The sequence below is a fragment of the Clostridium tagluense genome (assembly GCF_003865095.1).
Taxonomy (GTDB): Bacteria; Bacillota; Clostridia; order Clostridiales; family Clostridiaceae; genus Clostridium_AD; species Clostridium_AD tagluense.
Genome location: NZ_BHYK01000004.1, coordinates 1 through 19,542, shown reverse-complemented (window position 1 = coordinate 19,542; position 19,542 = coordinate 1). Strand labels below are relative to the sequence as shown.

Sequence of the window (19,542 nt, the reverse complement as noted above, 5' to 3'; positions counted from 1 at the left end):
TAACATCCTGCGGTGGTTAAACACCGTACCGGTTCGATTCCGGTCTTCAGCACCAAATATCGCGGGATGGAGCAGTTGGTAGCTCGTCGGGCTCATAACCCGAAGGTCGCAGGTTCAAGTCCTGCTCCCGCAACCAACATGGCGGAATAGCTCAGCTGGCTAGAGCATTCGGTTCATACCCGAAGGGTCGTAGGTTCAAGTCCTATTTCCGCTACCATAACTCATAAGGAAACTTTTGAGTTATTTTTTTATTTCATTAAAAAATCATAAAGCTAAATTTTAATATATCAGCAAGTAAAAACATTTAAATATAATTTCTTCAAATAAATAATGGCATGAAGTGACAAGCTTCATTTAATATTTTAAAACCTGCTATATAAATATGGTAGGTTTTTTTATATTATAGGAGATTGTAAAATTCAATTGTAAAAAATATACAAATTAATGTCTCATGAAAAGTGTATAAGCATCTCATCTTATGACAATTATTTCCAAAAGCCTTTGTTATAATGAAGTTCTAATTAACAAAGGTGGGTGATTTGTAAAATGCAATACGGTATTGATATATTTCCATACCAAAGACTTAAAAAGATAAAAGAGGAAGTACAAAAGAAAAATGAATTAAATATTAATTTAATTATTAGAGCAGTTGTTTATTTTACAGTAAGTTTATTAATAAGCAGGGTGCTACTTATTAATAATACGGCACCATTTGGTATAGCTTTTTTGATAGCTACAATATTTATTAATAATAAAAAAATTTCAATAATTACAGCCAGTGGTACATTTTTAGGATATATCACTTTATACAAGAGCATAGTAAATTTACCATTATATTTAGTATTAATAGTTACCATTGCTGTTTTAAGTAATATTTTTAATAAGATGAGAGTGAAAACTAGAGCTTTAGCTAGCATGTTTGCCATTATTGTATTTGAATTGTTTATTTATAATTTCTTTATCATTAGGGTAAGTGGATTGATGGCTTTCTTAAACGCAATGTTTCTAGGCTTATGTATCTTTCCTTTATATTTTATTCTAGATTACAGTCTTTTATGCTTTAAGGAAATTAAAACAAAGCATATATTTTCAAACGAAGAAATAATAAGTATGTCAATTATAAGTTCACTAATTATAGCAGGAACTTGGGGGCTCAGTGTTTTTAATATATCAATTACAAATGTTTTAGGTTTGGCTTTTGTTATAATAATAGCTTATATAAATGGAAGTGGGGCTGGTGCAGCATCTGGAGTTGCTATGGGTATTATTGTAGGGATGTCTTCTAAAAATATGATTATATTTATAGGAATGTATGGTATTTGTGGCTTAATAACAGGTGTGTTTAAAGAAACTGGAAAGTGGCTAAGTGCAGCAGCTTATTTAGTAGCTTTTTCAATAATAAAAATATATTGTATTACAGGATCTGAGTTTATAATATTCGAGGCAATGCTTGCAGCGGTGATATTTTTGCTTATACCATTAAAAGTATACGCTGAATTATCTACAGAGTTTAACGCAGATAAAAAGAGGGAATATATTGAGCAAGGATATATAAACAAAATTAAAGATACATTTGTAGGAAGGTTAAATAATTTTTCAGATGTGCTTTCTAATATGTCTGATATATTAAATAATTTAGTGGATAATGAAAGATTGGCAATGAAGGGCAAAAGTAGTGCCTTAGTTGAAAATCTTGCAGATAGGGTATGTAGTGATTGTAATATGAAGTCTATGTGTTGGAAAAGAGAGTTGCATTATACATACGCAGCATTTGAAGAATTAATCCAAAATTTTGAAAGAAAAAGTGACAGTGTACCAGACGAAATTGAAAGAAAATGTATAAAGAGAACTGCTCTACTTAAAAATACAGAGGATATTGTTAATAAGCATATTATAAATGAAATGTGGAGAACAAGACTTAGCGAAGGTAGAGAGCTTTTAGCAAATCAGATTAGTAATATGGCGGATTCTGTTTCAGAAATCGTTGAAGATTTTAATTCTGAGATTCAAATAGATACTGCTATGGAAAAGCTTATTTGTAGAGCGTTAGATAGAAATAGTATTAAGTACAATGAGCTTATGTGTTTAAATGACAAGACGGGAAGAATGAGCATTAAATTTTCACTTGAGGCTTGTAGTGGAAGACAAATGTGTGTTAAGGAATTATTGCCTATTGTAAATGGTGTCACTGGCAAGTGTATGTGCGTTAGTGATGAGGGCTGCAGTATAAATCCAAAGACTAATATGTGTAAGGTAACTATGGAAGAAACACCTAAGTTTCATGTTGTAACTAATGTGGCTAGGCAGTGTAAAGATGGTGAAAAGTTTAATGGAGATAGCTATAGCTTTGGGAAGTTAATGGATGGGAGTTATATGTCAATTATTAGTGATGGTATGGGATCTGGTCCTGAGGCAGGGAGAGAGAGTGAAGCTGCTGTTGAATTAATAGAAAAATTTACATCTGCAGGTTTTAGCAAAATCACAGCTATTAATACAGTAAATTCAATAATGACATTGAGATTCTCGCAGGAAGAAAAATTCTCCACTATAGATCTAAGTAGTATAGACTTATATACTGGAGAAATTGATTTCATGAAAGTGGGAGCTGTTGCAACCTTTTTAAAATCTGGTGATAGGTTAGAAATTATAAAATCAAAATCTCTTCCAATTGGTGTTTTAGACAAGGCGGATATAGACATACAACAAATGAGATTAAAAAATGGAGACATTATAGTTATGCTTAGTGATGGGGTATTAGATTATAATGATGAAAATGTAGGCAGAGTGGATTGGATAGTTGATTATTTAGGGAAAAATAATTGCAACAATCCAAAGGAATTAGCAGATGGGTTGTTAAGTGAAGCGAAAAAATTAAGTGGCAATAGAGTAAAAGATGATATGACAGTGCTTGTTTCAAGGATATATAGTTTGTATTAACGAAGAAAAATTCAAATTTTATATAATTTGAGGCAATATGTGAAAAAGTAAAGAAATGAAGAATGTGCTCTTTTATATTCTTCATTTTTTAATTTTCATAAAAATGTTTAAAAAACGAAAAATATATATTATTATATTATATAGTAATATGATATAGTAATATGAGACTAAAGATGTATAAACATAGTAAATTAATAAATTTTTTTAAAAAATTAAATTTGGGAAGTGAAAGTTTTGTGGCATAAGGTTATGAATTTTATAAAAGAAAATTCTATGTTTGATAAGGGAGATAAGGTTATAGTGGCAGTTTCTGGCGGGCCTGACTCCACATGTTTGCTCTATATTTTAAATGAACTTAAGGAAGAACTGGGGATTAAACTTTTTGGTGCGCATATAAACCATTGCCTTAGAGGCCTTGAAGCTGACAGGGATGAAGAATATGCAAAAAAAACTTGTGAAAGTTTGAATATAGATTTTTATAGCAAAAAGGTGGATGTACATAGAATATCGGAAGAAAAAAGTATATCTTGTGAAATGGCAGGAAGAGAAGTAAGATATGAATTTTTTAGTGAACTTATGATTAAATTAACTGCAAGCAAAATTGCCCTAGCACACAATGCTAATGATCAAGCTGAAACTATCTTAATGAGGATAATGCGTGGAACCGGTATTGAAGGTATGGTGGGTATCAAGCCTGTTCGCGACAAAATATATGTGAGGCCTATACTTCATCTTAGTAGAAGTGAGATAGAGAAATATTGCGATGATAATAATATCCAACCAAGAATAGATAAATCAAATGCCGAAAAAATTTATGCTAGAAATAAAGTTAGGCTAGATTTAATTCCTTATATTGAAGAAAATTTTAATAAGGATGTAATTAATACAATAAATCGATTATCTGATATCCTTAAAAAGGATAATGATTATTTAGAAAATATTTCTGAAAAAGAATATAAAAAACATTGTGTGATAGGTGACCAAATGGTTATAATAAATAAGAATGCTTTTTTAAAGCATGAAGCAATTTTAAGTAGGATTATAAGACAATCGCTTCTCGCTGTGAATCATAATTTATATAACTTTGAAAAAATCCATATATGGAACATAATAGAACTTCAAAAGCATGACACAGGTAAAAGCATAATGTTACCTCAGGATATAATAGTTGAAAACTGTTATGGGGATGTACATATACATATACATAAAAAAGTTACTGAAGTTAATAATAAAGAGTATTGTCTAAAAGTTAATGAGAAAAATTTCATTCAATCTTTAAATAGGGTAATAGAAATTGATGTTATATCTAAATTACAATTTATAGAGGGTAAAGAGAATGATTATATTATGTATTTCGACTATGATAAGATTGTGGAGCCAATAACATTAAGATATAGGAAACAGGGGGATAAATTCGTACCACTTGGTATGAAGGGTAATAAGAAATTAAAGGATTTATTTATGGATTTAAAAATCCACAAAGATAAGAGAAATGAAATCCCTTTAATATGCTTTGGACCTGACATAGCTTGGGTAGTTGGATATAGAATTAGTGAAAAATTCAAGGTATCAAAAAATACTAAAAATATATTGCAGATTAGAATTGGAAGCGAGGAATAATAATGAATAATGATATTAAAGAGGTATTGTACAATGAGGATCAATTAAGAGATAAAGTCAGACAAATGGGTGCAAAGATAAGTAAAGATTATTCGGGAAGAGATCTTATACTTATTGGTATTTTAAAGGGATCCGTTATATTCATGTCAGATTTAGTAAAACAAATTACAATCCCATGTAAAATGGATTTCATGGCAGTTTCAAGTTATGGTAATTCCAGTAAAACGTCAGGTGTTGTAAAGATTTTAAAAGATCTAGACTTTGAAATTGAAGGAAAGGATGTTTTAATAGTAGAAGATATTATAGATTCTGGAGTCACACTTAAATATCTAATGAAGTTACTATCTGCAAGAAAACCAAGTAGTTTAGAAATTATATGTTTACTTAATAAACCAGATAGAAGAGCGGTAGATATTGATGTTAAATATTTAGGTTATGATGTGCCAGATTATTTTCTTGTGGGATACGGATTAGACTTTGCAGAGAAGTATAGAAATTTACCATACATAGGAATACTTAAAGAGGAAATTTATAAGTAGATGTGTACAAAATATATTTTTTATTAATTAATAATTAATATATATTTTATTGTCAAGGGATTTTTAATGTGATAAAATTTTAAAGTAGCTAAATAGAGAGGGGGGTTTTTAATGAAAAAAATTTCGAGTGCATCAATTTGGCTCGTGGTACTTGTACTTGTAATTTTTGCAGCATTAGCTTTAAATGAAAACGGTAAAAGTGTTACATCACTTAGTGTTGATGAATTTCAACAACACTGGGATAAAAAAGAAATTAAAAATGTTCAAGTAAGAGAAGATAAAACTGTGGTGGGAGAACTAAAAGACGGAACAAAATACGAAACCATAGTTCCATTACAGAGATTAATGCAAGTTATGGATAAAAACCCAAATAAAGATGTCAAAGAAATGTACATAAAGCCAGCGACAATGCCAATGTGGTTACAAATAGTACCGACATTACTCATAATTTTAATGTTAGTAGCATTTTGGTTTATGTATATGCAGCAATCACAAGGTGGCGGCGGTGGCGGTAATAGAGGCGTAATGAATTTTGGAAAAAGTAGAGCCAAAATAGCATCGCCGGATAAGAAGAAAGTTACATTTGATGATGTAGCAGGAGAAGATGAGGAAAAGGAAGAACTGGCAGAAGTTGTGGATTTCTTAAAACAACCTAAAAGATATCTAGAAGCAGGAGCAAGGATTCCTAAAGGTATTCTTCTTGTAGGACCACCAGGTACAGGTAAGACTTTACTCGCTAGAGCTGTATCAGGAGAAGCGGGAGTGCCTTTTTATAGTATATCAGGTTCTGAATTTGTAGAGATGTTTGTAGGTGTTGGAGCTTCAAGAGTAAGAGATTTATTTGAACAAGCGAAAAAAAGCGCTCCTTGTATAATATTTATTGATGAAATTGATGCAGTAGGTAGACAAAGAGGAGCGGGCCTTGGTGGAGGTCATGATGAAAGAGAACAAACTCTAAATCAGCTATTAGTTGAAATGGATGGGTTTGGTGTAAATGAGGGTATAATCATGATAGCCGCTACTAATAGACCAGACATATTGGATCCTGCTCTTTTAAGACCAGGTAGATTTGATAGACATATATTAGTGGGTGCACCTGATGTTAAAGGAAGAGAAGAAATCCTTAGGGTACATTCTAAAGGTAAACATTTAGCAGAAGAAGTAAGTCTTCAAGTGTTAGCAAAAAGAACACCAGGCTTCACTGGCGCAGACCTAGAGAATTTAATGAACGAAGCTGCACTGCTTACAGTAAGAAATAAAAAAACAGTTATAGAGATGAAAGAATTAGATGAAGCTGTAACTAGGGTTATTGCAGGACCTGAAAAGAAAAGTAAGGTTATAAGCGAAAAAGATAGGAAATTAACTGCTTATCATGAAGCAGGGCATGCTGTGGTAATGAAATATTCTCCACTTTCAGATCCGATTCATCAAATAAGTATTATACCAAGAGGTATGGCAGGTGGATATACAATGCATTTACCAGAAGAAGATACTGCTTATACTTCAAAATTAAAACTTAAAGATGAAATGGTTGGACTTCTAGGTGGTAGAGTTGCAGAAAAATTAATACTTGAAGATATTAGCACAGGTGCTAAGAATGATATTGATAGAGCATCAGCTATTGCAAGGAAAATGGTTATGGAATATGGTATGAGCGATGTTCTTGGACCAATATCCTTTGGTAATGATCATAATGAAGTATTCCTTGGACGTGATTTAGGCAAAAGCAGAAACTTTAGCGAAGAGATAGCTAACAAAATAGATTCAGAAGTTAAGGCTCTTATTGATGAAGCATATGCAAAGGCTTCCACAATACTTACTGAAAATATAAATAAACTTCATGCAGTAGCTCAAGAACTTCTTGTAAAAGAAAAACTCGAAGGGGCAGAATTTGAGGAAATAATTGCTAGACCAGATACAGATAGCATTGATTTATCAAAGATTTAGCTAGATTAAAAGACATACAGTAAATTTACTGTATGTCTTTTTTAGCATTTGCTGAAATTTTCTGAAATCTTTACTGCATTTTCACTTCAACATCTGATATAATGTAAAGAAAACACAAAAAACTAAGACAAAATAATTCCTATGCAGGGATGATTTAACGACATTTTAGAAGGGAAGTCGTTAATTACAGCTCCGCAGGAGATGATTTAATTTATATATAAGGGGTGAAGTATATGAAAAGTGATATAGAAATTGCTCAAAGTGCTAAGATGCTACCAATACTTAGGGTGGCAGAAAAAATGGGATTAACTGAAGATGATATTGATTTATATGGAAAATATAAATCAAAGATTTCTTTAGATGTATTAAAAAGAAATGAAAATAAAAAAGATGGTAAGCTAATATTGGTTACAGCAATCAATCCTACCCCTGCAGGAGAAGGGAAATCTACTGTTACAATAGGTCTTGCACAAGCATTATGTAAACAAGGTAAAAATGCAGTGATAGCTTTAAGGGAACCTTCTCTAGGCCCAGTATTTGGAGTTAAAGGCGGAGCTGCTGGTGGCGGGTATGCTCAAGTAGTGCCAATGGAGGATATAAATTTACACTTTACGGGAGATATGCATGCAATAACTGCAGCTAACAATTTACTCTCAGCGGCTATAGATAACCATATTCACCAAGGTAATGAGCTGGGAATTGATAGTAGAAGAATAACATTTAAAAGAGTTATGGATATGAATGATAGAGCCCTTCGAAATATTGTTGTTGGACTTGGTGGTAAGCCTAATGGGTTTGTACGGGAAGATGGCTTTATGATAACTGTTGCTTCAGAAATAATGGCCATTTTATGTTTATCTGAAAACCTTATGGACCTAAAAGAAAGAATGGGTAAAATTTTAATAGCCTATGATATGCGAAGTAATCCAATTTATTGCAAAGACTTAAAAGTAAATGGTGCAATGGCACTACTTATGAAGGATGCTATAAAACCAAATTTAGTTCAGACTCTTGATAACACACCTGCCATAATTCATGGTGGACCTTTTGCAAACATAGCTCATGGTTGCAATAGCTTACTCGCTACTAAAATGGCTTTAAAACTCGGTGATTATGTTGTAACAGAAGCGGGATTTGGAGCAGATTTAGGTGCTGAAAAATTCTTTGATATAAAATGCAGATATGGTAATTTAAAGCCAGATTGTGTGGTTCTTGTGGCTACAATAAGAGCACTTAAACATCATGGTGGAGTAAAAAAAGATAAACTAAACGAGCCTAGTGTAGAAGCTCTCTCAAAAGGAATTACAAATCTAGAAAAACAAATAGAAAACATTAAAAAATTTGGAGTTCCTGTAGTAGTAGCAATAAATAAATTTATGACTGATACACAAGAAGAAATTAATTATATAAGTGAATTTTGTGCTAATGTGGGTGTTAAAGTAGCGTTAACGGAGGTATGGGAAAAAGGTGCAGATGGTGGCCAGGAGTTAGTGAGTAAAGTATTAGATACTCTGCAAAATGAAAAAAGTAACTTTAAGGTTTTATATGAGGAAAAGCTAACTATAAAAGAAAAAATAAACATTATTGCCACAGAAATATATGGGGCAGATGGGGTGGAATATAGTTCTTCTGCAAATAAGCAAATTGCTGAAATAGAAAAACTTGAATTAGATAAAATTCCTATATGTGTTGCTAAAACTCAAAATTCACTATCAGATAATCCAAGCTTACTAGGAAGACCAAGAAATTTTACTATAAATGTAAAAGAAGTTAAGATTTCTAATGGAGCTGGATTTATTGTAGCTTTAACGGGAAGTATAATGACAATGCCTGGTCTTCCTAAGGTGCCAGCGGCGGATAAAATGGATATTTCTGAAGATGGCACTATATCAGGTTTATTCTAAGCGCATTTTAGGTGAGTAGCTATGCAAGTGATGATTCAATATAGATGAAAAATGATTTATAACTTGCAAAAATAAATATACAAAATTCATGACCTATGATATTATCATTATCGGGCAAGAGTTTCATGATTTATAAATAAGGGTGTATGGATATGGACAAGTTAGATAATCTAATTGAAGTTGTAAAAAAATCTCATAAAGGTGGCGGAGATTCTAAAATAAAAATGCAACATAACTTACACAAAATGACTGCAAGAGAAAGATTACAATCTATTTTAGAACAAGGCTCATTTATTGAAATAGAATACTTTTAAAATAATTGTTATAGGTTCCATTGCTTTTGCTATAAGTACTGCAGCAGGAGTTATAATAGGAAAGATTATGTGCAAGGTTACAAAGGGTAAGGTTAACCCATTAATAGGCTCAGCAGGAGTTTCAGCAGTGCCTATGGCAGCTAGGGTTTCTCAAGTAGAGGGACAAAAGGCAGATCCAAGTAATTTTTTGCTTATGCATGCTATGGGTCCTAATGTAGCAGGCGTAATCGGAACTGCTGTTGCAGCAGGTGTTCTCTTAACTATTTTTGGGAAATAATAGGTAGGTTTGTGAATTTGTAAAAAATAAAACTCTTTATCTAATAACAGATAGAGAGTTTTAATTATTTTCTAAAATATATACACCCTATTAAATAATCAGAAAGAGATATTACAGGAAATTCAATATAAAATATTAACGAACTAACATAAATAAAATCTATTTTACACAAAACTTATTATCATAAAAAACTTCTTATAAAAAATTAACTTGACAAATATGTTCAAGTTGTTAAAATTAAATTGTTAAATTAGGAATAGTTAAAACTAATATTTTATATTATTTTATGTACTATTCTTCTGTTTTTAGCAATGGAAAAAATACAAAGCAGCGTACACGCTGCTTTATATTATATAGGCGGTGTATAAAGTGATTTTAGTTTTAGATGTTGGAAATACTAATACTGTTTTAGGGATTTTTAAGGAAAAAGAGTTACTTGTAGAGTGGAGACTATCTACTGATTCAAAAAAAACTGCTGATGAATATGGAATTCAAGTAATGCAATTGTTTTACCAACGAAACATAAAAATAGAGCAAATTAAAGGAGTAATAATTTCCTCAGTTGTTCCTAATATTATGTATTCATTAGAACATATGATAAGAAAATATTTCAAACTGACACCTATGGTAGTAGGGCCAGGAGTTAAGACCGGAATAAATGTAAAATATGATAATCCCAAAGAAGTAGGTGCAGATAGAATTGTTAACGCTGTTTCAGCCCATGAAATTTATAAAAGAGCATTAATTTTAATAGATTTTGGAACAGCCACAACTTTTTGCGCTATAAGTAAAGATGCTAATTATTTAGGGGGAACTATATGCCCTGGTATTAAAATAGCTTCTGAAGCACTTTTTGAGAGAGCGGCAAGGCTCCCTCGGGTGGAACTTATAAAACCAGAAACAGTTATATGTAAAAATACTGTTTCAAGCATGCAGGCTGGTATAATATATGGATATATTGGACAAATAGATTATATCGTTAATAAAATGAAAAGCGAAATGATTGATATGGGAGAAGAGGAGCCTTTTGTAGTGTCAACAGGAGGACTCTCAAAATTAATAAGCAGAGATTGTTCTACTATTGATGAGTTTCATCCTTATTTAACATTAGAAGGCCTTAGAATGATTTATGAAAAAAATAGGGAATAGGTGATTTAATGAAAATATCAAATATCCACTTCGAAAATGATGTTTTTTTAGCTCCTATGGCAGGGATTACGGATATTGCCTTTAGAGGATTATGCAAAGAATTAGGTTGTGGTCTTCTATATACTGAAATGGTAAGCGCTAAAGGGCTCTATTATGGTAGTAGCAATACAGAGGCTCTTATGCAGATTTCACCAAAGGAGAAACCGGTAGCTATTCAGATATTTGGTAATGATCCTAAGATTATGGCTAGTGCCTGTGAGATATTCAATGCAAGACCTGATATATGTATGGTTGATGTAAATATGGGTTGTCCTGTGCCTAAGATAGTAAAAAATGGTGAGGGATCGGCTTTGATGCAAAATCCAAAACTGGCAGCTGAAATAATAGTGGAAATGAAAAAAGTTTCTACAAAGCCTGTTACAGTAAAGTTCAGAAAAGGATTTGATTCAAATAGTGTTAATGCTGTAGAATTTGCTAAATACATGGAGGATGCTGGAATAGATGCTGTTGCAGTACATGGTAGGACTCGGGAGCAAATGTATGAAGGTAAGGCTGATTGGGACATTATAAGGGCTGTAAAAGCAAGTGTTAGAGTTCCTGTAATAGGCAATGGTGATGTCTTTTCTGTAGAGGATGCTATAAGAATAAAGGAAGTCACAAGTTGCGATGCTATAATGGTTGCAAGAGGAGCAAGAGGTAATCCATGGATTTTTAGAGAGATTATGCAGGCGATAAATGGTCAAGAGGTAATATTTCCTACTGCGGTGGAAAAAATAGATATGTGCATAAGGCATTTAGATTTAGCGACAAAATATTATGAAGAGATTAAAGCAGTTAGGGAAATGAGAAAACATACAGCCTGGTATGTTAAAGGTCTTAATAATTGTACTGAAATAAAGGAAAAAATTAACACTAAAACTAAATACGAAGATGTATTGCAACTTCTTTTAGATTATAAAAAGTATTTAAAAATGGTAACTTCATAATTTTTAAATTAATATATGAATTTATATAATTATACTGAATAAGATAATAGTACATTAATTTACAAGGTGCATATTTATGAAGCCAATTTTATGTGTAACTTCAGATATTGATAATTCCTATAATGAATTTGGATTTTTAAGTAAAATTAAAGATAAACGAAAGATAAAGTTAATAGGTAATGAGTACATTAAAGAACTAGATATTAAATTGACAAGTGTAAGGCTTCCACCTAATTTTAATAAAAGTGCATACTTAAATAACTTAAACTATGCGAAAAAGATATGTAAATGCGAAGGAGTACAATTATCATTAAAAACACTAAGACCCTTTGATTACAATTACTTTAATCTATTTCAAAAAAGATTTTTTGCGTTTACTGTTATAAAAAGTATGCAACTTATGCTCAGGGTGAGAAATAAAAGTCTTAAAAATTGTTGTATTGTGGTATGCGATGCTAGCGACATGATAAACTATAATATTATTGTGGAACTGGCAAAGAAAAGCAAATATATTGTATTTTTGTCATGGGATTTGGTGAAAGCCAGAAAATTAGCAGATTATATTATTGCTAATTTTGGAGTATCACCTATTGTAACAAATGATGAGAGCTATGCTATTAAAATAGCAGATTTTATTGTTTCGTCCGCGGATTATGAATTTAGTCCGGGTAAATTAGTATGGCTTCTAGATAATAGTATCAGCCAGGCAAAGAATAATATTTCTGTAAATGATGTAAGCTATAATGTACCCTGGAACACTTTTGAAGTTGGGTTTTCAATGGAACTCATAGGAGCGATATTATGCCAAATGCAAGAGGATGATATTGAAAAAGCTCTTAAGTATAATGGTATATATTTAAAAGAAATAAAATTCAACAATAATGTAATATGTTAGTGTGTTTTCCGCCTAACATATTGACAATATTAATGGGCTGATTTATAATGTGCTAATATGGTTATGTGGATTGTTATTCTAATAATGAATTTTAGCCCCAATAATTCATTAATTTGAATACATAATATTGTACAGAAAAATTGTAGGTTAAGAATATCTTATAAATTATACGAATATGCTAGTGTTTAAGAAAAACATTATTGCGGTTTTATGGATAGCTATTAGATTATTCAATAAAAATTTTAAAGGGGAGAAAGAAATGAGCCAACCAAAAAAATATGTAATGACTTATGAGGGGATAAGAAAATTAGAAGATGAATTAGAATTTCTTAAAACCGTAAAGAGAAAAGAAATAACAGAAAAGATAAAAGTAGCTTTGGGCTATGGGGATTTGAGTGAGAACGCAGAGTATGAGGAAGCTAAAAACGACCAAGCATTTGTAGAGGGTAGAATAATACAATTAGAAAATATGCTTAGAAATGCAAGTGTTATAGATGAAAATGAAATTGAAAAAGGTGTAGTAAGCATAGGGTCTATAGTTAAAGTTAAGGATTATGTGTTTAATGAGGAAGTTGAATTTTATATTGTGGGTTCAGCAGAAGCAGACCCAATGGAAAATAAGATATCAAATGAATCACCAGTTGGAAGTGCATTAGTGGGAAAGAAAGCAGGAGCGATTATAGAAGTGACAGTTCCTGATGGTATCGGAAAATACGAAGTATTAGAAGTTAAACGAGGTTAGTTTTTTTTAATATTTAATTTTTTATACTATATAAGGGTACCTAACAATTTATTGTTGATAGGTACCCTAAAGAAATATATATACATAAGAAATAGTGCAGACTAAAATATTAATGTCTTTTTTCTGTGCTAGAAGAAATCAGGAGGGATATCAATGTCAAACGAAGAAAAGAACGAAGTAAAGAATGAAGAAAAGGATTTACATGAACTTGAAGCTAAATATAACGAACAGGTAACTATAAGACGACGTAAGTTATCTGATTTGCAAGAGCAAGGTAAAGATCCATTTGATGTATACAAAGTTGAAAGAACTCATACATCACAAGAAGTTAAAGACAATTACGAGAAGTTAGTAGGTACACAGGTTATTGTAGCAGGTAGACTTATGTCTAAAAGAGTTCATGGTAAGGCTGGCTTTTCTGATGTTCATGATAGATATGGTAAGATTCAACTTTACATAAAAATAGATGATGTAGGGGAAGAAAAATTAAAAGAATATAAAACTTTTGATATAGGCGATTTTCTAAGCATAACTGGTACTCCGTTTGTTACAAAAACTGGTGAAATATCATTACATATAGTGGATTTTCAGCTTATAGCTAAGTCTCTAAAACCACTTCCAGAAAAATGGCATGGTTTAAAAGATCCTGATTTAAGGTATAGACAAAGAGAAGTAGACATAATAATGAATCCAGAAGTAAAAGAGACCTTTATGAAGAGAATAGCAATAATCAGGTATATTAGAGAATTCTTAGACAATAAAGGATTTTTAGAAGTTGAAACTCCGATTTTAGCTCCAATAGCAGGAGGCGCAGCAGCGAGACCATTTATGACTCATCATAATACCCTAGACATTGATATGTATCTTAGAATAGCAACAGAATTATATTTAAAAAGACTTATTGTTGCTGGTTTTGAAAAGGTATATGATATGGGTAAAAACTTCAGAAATGAAGGAATGGATGTAAGACATAACCCCGAGTTTACAATGATAGAACTATATGAAGCTTATGCTGATTATAATGATATGATGGAAATTACGGAAAATATGATAGCTTATGTTTGTGAAAAAATTCATGGAACTACAAAGGTTAATTATCAAGGAACTGAAATAGACTTTACTCCACCATGGAGAAGAATTACTATGGTAGATGCAGTAAAAGAGTATTCAGGTGTAGATTTTGCGCTAATTAATACTAATGAAGAAGCTAGAAAAATAGCTAAAGAAAAGCATTTAGAATTTAAAAAAGAGATAGACGATTGTACAAAAGCAGATATACTAAATGCGCTATTTGAAGAATATGCAGAAGAACATTTAATGGAGCCAACATTCTTATGTGATTACCCTGTAGAAATATCACCTCTTACTAAGAAGAAGAGAGGAAATTCAGAGTATACAGAGAGATTTGAAGGTTTTGTATTTGGACGTGAAGTATGCAATGCATACTCAGAATTAAATGATCCAGTAGTTCAAAGAGAGAGATTTATGCAACAAGCAAATGAAAGAGAACTAGGCGATGATGAAGCTTATTTAATAGATGAAGAATTTATGAGTGCATTAGAAACAGGAATGCCTCCAACAGGAGGGCTAGGCATAGGCATTGATAGAATGGTAATGTTCTTAACTGACTCTGCTTCAATAAGAGATGTCATCCTATTCCCAACAATGAAACCAATGCAGTAGTTTAAACAAATTATATAAAAAGGATATTTTAGTTAATCTAAAATATCCTTTAAATTTTTTCGTATATACTAAATTAAATTAAATTATAATAAAATACATCAAAACTATTGATTTTTTAATTATTTATGTTATAATAATATTGTTGTTAAAAAAATATTATTCCGCGATAGCTCAACGGTGGAGCACTCGGCTGTTAACCGATAGGTTGAAGGTTCAAATCCTTTTCGCGGAGCCATTTTTTTTTATTTTTTTATTTTTTGAACTTAATAATAAAATTGTAAATTCTTTTACAATAATATAAATTTATTGGATTATTGTATGCTGTTATTGACAATAACATGAAGTTTAGTATAATATTAATATAATGAAATATTTCACTGTGATAAAGAAGAGTAGTAGTAGTACTTTTTAAGAGAGATTGTGGCTAGTGTAAACAATCAAAGTGTTATTATGAAAGGAACTTTTGAGTGTATAGAACTTAGAGTAGGGCTTGTGCCAATAAGGGTGGAACCGCGGAATTGATTTTCGTCCCTTAAGGTATAGTCTTTTTTTTATACTTAAAATACTAGAAGATTATTTAAGGTATCATAATACTATTAAAAAATTAGGAGGCATTAACATGGCATTTGAAAAAAGCATGGATAAGGTCGTTGGTTTATGTAAAAACAGAGGATTTGTATTTCCTGGATCTGATATATACGGAGGGCTCGCTAACTCATGGGATTATGGTCCACTGGGAGTCGAATTTAAAAACAATGTCAAAAAAGCTTGGTGGAAAAAATTTGTTCAAGAAAGTCCATATAATGTGGGTGTAGACTGCGCTATACTTATGAATCCGGAAGTATGGGTTGCAACGGGCCACGTTGGAGGATTTTCAGATCCATTAATGGATTGCAAAGAATGTAAAGCTAGATTTAGAGCAGATAAGTTAGTAGAAGACCATATGACAGAGCAAGGCGCAGAAGTAGCTAGTGCGGATGGATGGACAAATGAAGAATTAAAAGAATATATGGAAAAACAGGGAATAGTATGTCCAAAATGTGGAAAGAAAAATTTTACTGATATTAGAAAATTTAATTTAATGTTTAAGACTTCTATGGGGATAACTGAAGAAGGAAAATCAGAAATATATTTAAGACCAGAAACTGCTCAGGGTATCTTTGTAAACTTTAAAAATGTCCAAAGAGCGTCAAGAAAAAAAGTTCCCTTTGGTATAGGTCAAGTAGGAAAGGCTTTTAGAAATGAAATAACACCAGGAAATTTTATTTTTAGAACAAGAGAATTTGAACAAATGGAATTAGAATTTTTCTGTAAGCCAGGTACGGATTTAGAATGGTTTGCATATTGGAAAGAGTTTTGTGCTAATTTCTTATATAATTTGGGAATGGATAAGGAAAATTTGAGATTTAGAGATCATGGCGCCGAAGAATTATCATTCTATAGTAATGCTACTTGTGATATAGAATTCTTGTTTCCTTTTGGATGGGGAGAGCTATGGGGAATTGCTGATAGAACTGATTATGACTTAAAAAAACATATGGAACATTCAGGGAATGATTTGAGCTATCTAGATCCTATAACTAATGAAAAATATGTACCTTATTGTATAGAACCTTCTCTAGGTGCAGATAGGGTTGCACTTGCATTCTTAGTTAATGCATATGATGAAGAAGAAGTTAAAGGCGGCAAAGATGGAGATGTGAGAACCGTGCTTCATTTACATCCAGCACTTGCACCATTTAAGGCAGCTATTTTACCACTAAGTAAAAAATTATCAGAGAAAGCTAATGAAGTTTTTGCTATGCTAAGCAAAAACTTCAATGTAGACTATGATGAAGCTGGAAGCATAGGAAAGAGATACAGAAGAGAAGATGAAATAGGAACTCCATATTGTATAACTGTGGACTTTGATACTTTAGAAGACAATACCGTAACAGTTAGAGATAGAGATACAATGGATCAAATAAGATTAAATATAAATGATTTAGAAAAGTTTATAGAAGAAAAATTACAATTTTAAATTGTAATTGTTAGTTTGAACTAAGAGGATAGTCTGTGGTATAAAATAAGCTTTAAGAAGCTATATTTATACTATAGGCTATTTTTTTTATAGAATAAACTTAACTAAAAATATTTATATTATGAAAAAAGTGCATTCTACTGTAATCGTTAAAGTGTTATAATTAAGAGAAACAAATTTTGAAACCAATAATAAAATATTAAATATACGAAGATTGCATGGAGGGTTATATGAAGAAGAATTTCAGTGAATTTAAAGAGTTTATAAAAGGAAAAAAAGTTGGAGTTGTAGGTATAGGAGTTAGTAACATTCCTTTAATAGGATTCCTCGTGGAGTTGCAGGCTGTTGTTACAGCTTTCGATAAAAAAACTTATAGTTTACTTGGGACAGTTGCAACAGACTTTGAAAAAAAAGGTGTAAAACTAGTCTTAGGGGAGCATTACTTAGATGACTTAACAGGGTTTGATGTTATTTTTAAAACACCATCTATAAGAATAGATAATCCTGCTCTTTTAAAAGCAAAACAGGAAGGAACTTATATAACGTCGGAAATGGAAGAGTTCATAAAATATTGTCCTGCGAAAATTTTTGGTGTTACTGGTAGCGATGGAAAAACAACTACAACTACAATAATATATAATATATTAAAAGAAGAAGGATATAAAACTTGGGTTGGAGGAAATATAGGAACTCCACTTTTTGCAAATATTCAACAAATAAGCAAAGATGATAAAGTAGTATTGGAATTATCAAGTTTTCAGCTTATGACCATGACTGTTTCTACAGATGTAGCAGTAGTAACAAATTTAAGTCCAAATCATTTGGATATCCATAAGGATATGGAAGAATATATAGATGCAAAGAGGAATATATTTAAGTATCAAAATAAGGCGGGTATCCTTATACTTAACAAGGATAACACATTGACTTATGAACTTAGGAAAGAAGCTAAGGGAAAAGTTAAGTGTTTTAGTTTAAAAGAGAAGTTAAAAGATGGTGCATATTTTGAAAATGATAAATTGTTTATTATGAATAAGGAAGTATGTAGCCGCGCAGAAATAAAGATAAAAGGGATACACAATGTGGCGAATATGTTAACTGCATTTTGCGCAACGGAAGATGAAGTGTCAGTTGAGAGCATGAGAGAAGTAGCTACTACATTTATGGGGGTGCCTCATAGGGGTGAATTTGTTAGGGAAGTAGATGGAGTTAAGTATTATAATGATTCGATAGCATCTAGTCCAACAAGGACTATAGCAAGTATTAAAGCATTTGAAAAACCGGTTATACTAATTGCAGGAGGATATGATAAACAAATCCCATTTGAACCTTTAGCGGAACAAGGCTACTCAAATATTAAAACACTAATATTGGTAGGCGATACTAAATATAAAATAAAGGAAGTTTTCGACTGCATAATAAAAGAAAAGAAAATTTCTTTAGAAATTATATTAGCAGAAGATTTTAACGAGGCAATTTATAAAGCTAAAGAAATTGCAAGGCCTAATGATATAGTAACTTTGTCACCAGCCTGTGCAAGTTTCGATATGTTTGAAAATTTTGAAGTAAGAGGAAATAAATATAAGGAAATAATAATGTTGTTATAGTATGGAAGTATATAGGCAATGATTTAATAAGAGATTGGGGAGATGATAATTCTCAATTGTTAGCCTCTCATTTATAGAAATGGGAGGCTTTCCTTTTGAAATGTGGTTAAATGCACAACAAATGCTCCTAGCGTATCATTATAAGTAAAAGGTCATATACTGGAGAAATAACTATAAATATGAATATAAATTCTTATAATCAATAATTTTAAACAATGTGCGCCTTAAACATATGATATTATATTAATTGTCGCTGGAACATACGGTTTCAAGTTAGATTTAAGTTCACAGTGATGAATTAAAAATTCATTATCAAAGTTTTTTAAAACAGTTGACAATGAAAGAAAAAAGAATTATAATAGTAAAAGTCGTCACATGATGACAACAACAGTTGGTCTTTGAAAATTAAACAGAGAAATAGGTAAAATAGCGAAATAATATTTCGTTAGACCAGTTAATTACTTTAGATAAAAAAGTAATTTTAGTCGTAAGACTAAAAAGTATGTAATGAGCTTGCTAACCAGCTTAACAGTTGGCGCAGATTATTCATTTCAAATAAAAAGTGTAAACTTTTAAATTGAGAGTTTGATCCTGGCTCAGGACGAACGCTGGCGGCGTGCCTAACACATGCAAGTCGAGCGATGAAACCCTTCGGGGTGGATTAGCGGCGGACGGGTGAGTAACACGTGGGTAACCTGCCTCAAAGAGGGGAATAGCCTCCCGAAAGGGAGATTAATACCGCATAATATGTTTTGGTCGCATGATTGAAACATCAAAGGATTTTTCTTTTAGAGAATTCCACTTTGAGATGGACCCGCGGCGCATTAGCTAGTTGGTGAGGTAACGGCCCACCAAGGCAACGATGCGTAGCCGACCTGAGAGGGTGATCGGCCACATTGGAACTGAGACACGGTCCAGACTC

At 31.7% G+C, this 19,542-nt stretch carries 13 protein-coding genes, 3 tRNA genes, 1 rRNA gene, 1 pseudogene and 1 other annotated feature; all 18 genes and pseudogenes read left to right on the top strand.

Features of this window, described 5'->3' with window-relative positions; translation table 11 throughout:
* Positions 1-60: 60 nt before the first annotated feature.
* A tRNA-Met gene (locus Ctaglu_RS04185) sits at positions 61-136 on the top strand.
* 4 nt (positions 137-140) lie between these two features.
* Positions 141-217: transfer RNA gene (locus Ctaglu_RS04180), tRNA-Met, on the top strand.
* A 329-nt stretch (positions 218-546) separates the two neighbouring features.
* Entirely contained in the window at positions 547-2,937 is a 2,391-nt protein-coding gene (spoIIE, locus tag Ctaglu_RS04175; protein WP_124998389.1) for a stage II sporulation protein E, read from the top strand.
* Between the two features lie 249 nt (positions 2,938-3,186).
* Positions 3,187-4,557 carry a tRNA lysidine(34) synthetase TilS gene (gene tilS, locus Ctaglu_RS04170; RefSeq protein WP_233439684.1) on the top strand — a complete coding sequence of 457 codons (1,371 nt, stop codon included), beginning with the start codon at positions 3,187-3,189 and terminating at the stop codon, positions 4,555-4,557.
* 2 nt (positions 4,558-4,559) lie between these two features.
* Positions 4,560-5,096: a hypoxanthine phosphoribosyltransferase gene (gene hpt, locus Ctaglu_RS04165; RefSeq protein WP_124998384.1), complete on the top strand. Its 537-nt coding sequence runs from the start codon at positions 4,560-4,562 to the stop codon at positions 5,094-5,096.
* 111 nt (positions 5,097-5,207) lie between these two features.
* On the top strand, positions 5,208-7,043 hold the full coding sequence (gene ftsH / locus Ctaglu_RS04160; RefSeq protein WP_124998382.1) for an ATP-dependent zinc metalloprotease FtsH: 1,836 nt from the start codon (positions 5,208-5,210) through the stop codon (positions 7,041-7,043).
* Positions 7,044-7,276: 233 nt separating this feature from the next.
* Positions 7,277-8,947 carry a formate--tetrahydrofolate ligase gene (locus tag Ctaglu_RS04155; protein WP_124998380.1) on the top strand — a complete coding sequence of 557 codons (1,671 nt, stop codon included), beginning with the start codon at positions 7,277-7,279 and terminating at the stop codon, positions 8,945-8,947.
* Between the two features lie 152 nt (positions 8,948-9,099).
* On the top strand, positions 9,100-9,261 hold the full coding sequence (locus Ctaglu_RS25005; RefSeq protein WP_185732587.1) for a hypothetical protein: 162 nt from the start codon (positions 9,100-9,102) through the stop codon (positions 9,259-9,261).
* Positions 9,251-9,538, top strand: a pseudogene (locus Ctaglu_RS04150) (sodium ion-translocating decarboxylase subunit beta); the annotation flags it as partial. The gene Ctaglu_RS25005 and the pseudogene Ctaglu_RS04150, both read left to right, overlap by 11 nt.
* A gap of 369 nt (positions 9,539-9,907) precedes the next feature.
* Entirely contained in the window at positions 9,908-10,687 is a 780-nt protein-coding gene (locus Ctaglu_RS04145; protein ID WP_124998376.1) for a type III pantothenate kinase, read from the top strand.
* A gap of 8 nt (positions 10,688-10,695) precedes the next feature.
* A complete protein-coding gene (gene dusB, locus Ctaglu_RS04140; RefSeq protein WP_124998374.1) occupies positions 10,696-11,673 on the top strand; it encodes a tRNA dihydrouridine synthase DusB in 978 nt (325 codons plus the stop codon).
* Between the two features lie 76 nt (positions 11,674-11,749).
* A complete protein-coding gene (locus Ctaglu_RS04135; RefSeq protein WP_124998371.1) occupies positions 11,750-12,568 on the top strand; it encodes a Rossmann-fold NAD(P)-binding domain-containing protein in 819 nt (272 codons plus the stop codon).
* A gap of 259 nt (positions 12,569-12,827) precedes the next feature.
* Positions 12,828-13,310: a transcription elongation factor GreA gene (gene greA / locus Ctaglu_RS04130; RefSeq protein ID WP_124998369.1), complete on the top strand. Its 483-nt coding sequence runs from the start codon at positions 12,828-12,830 to the stop codon at positions 13,308-13,310.
* 153 nt (positions 13,311-13,463) lie between these two features.
* Positions 13,464-14,993 carry a lysine--tRNA ligase gene (gene lysS, locus Ctaglu_RS04125; RefSeq protein WP_124998367.1) on the top strand — a complete coding sequence of 510 codons (1,530 nt, stop codon included), beginning with the start codon at positions 13,464-13,466 and terminating at the stop codon, positions 14,991-14,993.
* A gap of 160 nt (positions 14,994-15,153) precedes the next feature.
* Positions 15,154-15,228 (top strand) — tRNA-Asn (locus Ctaglu_RS04120).
* A gap of 135 nt (positions 15,229-15,363) precedes the next feature.
* Positions 15,364-15,529: a binding site (T-box leader), on the top strand.
* An 83-nt stretch (positions 15,530-15,612) separates the two neighbouring features.
* Positions 15,613-17,013, top strand: coding sequence for a glycine--tRNA ligase (locus tag Ctaglu_RS04115; protein ID WP_124998365.1), 1,401 nt, complete (start codon positions 15,613-15,615; stop codon positions 17,011-17,013).
* A gap of 230 nt (positions 17,014-17,243) precedes the next feature.
* Entirely contained in the window at positions 17,244-18,620 is a 1,377-nt protein-coding gene (murD, locus tag Ctaglu_RS04110; RefSeq protein ID WP_124998363.1) for a UDP-N-acetylmuramoyl-L-alanine--D-glutamate ligase, read from the top strand.
* Positions 18,621-19,193: 573 nt separating this feature from the next.
* A 16S ribosomal RNA gene (locus tag Ctaglu_RS04105) occupies positions 19,194-19,542 on the top strand; the annotation flags it as partial.

Excerpts from the sequence above, each read along its gene's own strand:
- spoIIE (WP_124998389.1), top strand. The coding sequence starts at position 547 with ATGCAATACGGTATTGATATATTTCCATACCAAAGACTTAAAAAGATA.
- tilS (WP_233439684.1), top strand. The coding sequence starts at position 3,187 with ATGAATTTTATAAAAGAAAATTCTATGTTTGATAAGGGAGATAAGGTT.
- hpt (WP_124998384.1), top strand. The coding sequence starts at position 4,560 with ATGAATAATGATATTAAAGAGGTATTGTACAATGAGGATCAATTAAGA.
- ftsH (WP_124998382.1), top strand. The coding sequence starts at position 5,208 with ATGAAAAAAATTTCGAGTGCATCAATTTGGCTCGTGGTACTTGTACTT.
- Ctaglu_RS04155 (WP_124998380.1), top strand. The coding sequence starts at position 7,277 with ATGAAAAGTGATATAGAAATTGCTCAAAGTGCTAAGATGCTACCAATA.
- Ctaglu_RS25005 (WP_185732587.1), top strand. The coding sequence starts at position 9,100 with ATGGACAAGTTAGATAATCTAATTGAAGTTGTAAAAAAATCTCATAAA.
- dusB (WP_124998374.1), top strand. The coding sequence starts at position 10,696 with ATGAAAATATCAAATATCCACTTCGAAAATGATGTTTTTTTAGCTCCT.
- Ctaglu_RS04135 (WP_124998371.1), top strand. The coding sequence starts at position 11,750 with ATGAAGCCAATTTTATGTGTAACTTCAGATATTGATAATTCCTATAAT.
- greA (WP_124998369.1), top strand. The coding sequence starts at position 12,828 with ATGAGCCAACCAAAAAAATATGTAATGACTTATGAGGGGATAAGAAAA.
- lysS (WP_124998367.1), top strand. The coding sequence starts at position 13,464 with ATGTCAAACGAAGAAAAGAACGAAGTAAAGAATGAAGAAAAGGATTTA.
- Ctaglu_RS04115 (WP_124998365.1), top strand. The coding sequence starts at position 15,613 with ATGGCATTTGAAAAAAGCATGGATAAGGTCGTTGGTTTATGTAAAAAC.
- murD (WP_124998363.1), top strand. The coding sequence starts at position 17,244 with ATGAAGAAGAATTTCAGTGAATTTAAAGAGTTTATAAAAGGAAAAAAA.